Below are 1,136 nucleotides of genomic sequence, written 5' to 3'. Positions count from 1 at the left end.
TTTTAACACCCCCCCGGCCCCCCTTCCGCTTCTTTTATTCCTCCCAATTACGTATGGCGGGGCTCTTCCCCGGCTGGGCAGGCCTTAAACCCCCCCTTCAGCTCAGCCCGAGCAGCTCTCCCAGTTCGCCGGGTTCGCCGACGTCTTGACGTTGCGGAACTGGTAGCGGGGACTGGTGTCCTCGAACTTCCACTTGTTCCCGGTCAGCGTCGTCCACTTGCCGTCGGTGCCCTTGACCGACTGCTTGACCATCTTGGTCGGCTTGTCGCACGGGATCTTCGGCTCGACGCGGTTGCCGTCGGCGAAGGTCTCGATGTCGTGGGCGTACATCTCGACCGTGCTGCGCTTGTCCGAGGCGAGGAACCGGCGGCCCTTGCCGTCCTGCAGATCGACGTAGAGGCAGATCTGGCTGTCGGACTTGCAGTATTCGTAGGTGAACGTCAGCTGTTTTCCGACCGCCAGGTGGGAGAGGCCGCGGCAGATGCTGCCGGTCGACCAGGTCGGTGTGCAGTCGGGGTTGTTCTCCAAGCCGTTGTCGTCGCCGAAGAAGTACACAGCCCAGCCGACGTCGTTGTTGTAGTAGATCCCGGATTCGAGGTTGTAGTACCACTCGCCGACCGCGCCCCAGGCGTCCTTGCCGTTGCTGACCGCGGGCACCTTCCAGGTGACCTGCCAGCCGCGGGTGGCGCCGATGTCACCGTTGTACCGGCTGTTGAGCAGATACAGGCCTTCGACGCCATAGGGTTTGGCGGGATTCGGGGACGGGGCCGCCGTCGCGGGCACCGCCACCGCGAGCAGCGTCGCGGCGACGAGGGCGAACAGCAGACGGATACGCGACATAGATCATCTCCAGATCAGAGGTGACACACGCGAATGGCGTGAACCTCACCGTAGCCACCCGGAGACGCGCGCAGAAGAGTCTCGCGCCACAGGACTTATCCTTGGCAGGAATGGCAGATTCCCGGTCAATGGGACGAAGACGGTTTCTCACCAAGGATTCGGGGATGCCGAATGTCCCGACGTGGGGGGGGGGGGGGGGGGGGGGGGGTGAGAGGAAAGCGCCTCGAGGGCGGGGCGGGGCCGGGGCGGGCCGGCGGAGACCGGCCGCCGAACAGACGAGGGTGGGAACGGCCGCC

Annotated in this window: 1 protein-coding gene; it reads right to left on the bottom strand. The window is 65.2% G+C overall.

Annotation, left to right across the window (positions count from 1 at the left end; all coding sequences use genetic code 11):
- Positions 1-102: 102 nt before the first annotated feature.
- Positions 103-840, bottom strand: a complete 738-nt coding sequence (locus ACFWX1_RS45630; RefSeq protein ID WP_378396189.1) for a hypothetical protein — start codon at positions 838-840, stop codon at positions 103-105.
- Between the last annotated feature and the right edge of the window lie 296 nt (positions 841-1,136).

It is taken from the genome of Amycolatopsis sp. NPDC059021, assembly GCF_042739895.1.
Classification (GTDB): domain Bacteria; phylum Actinomycetota; class Actinomycetes; order Mycobacteriales; family Pseudonocardiaceae; genus Amycolatopsis.
Note: the sequence above shows the minus strand (reverse complement) of the source record. Positions and strands in the feature narration are given on the sequence as shown.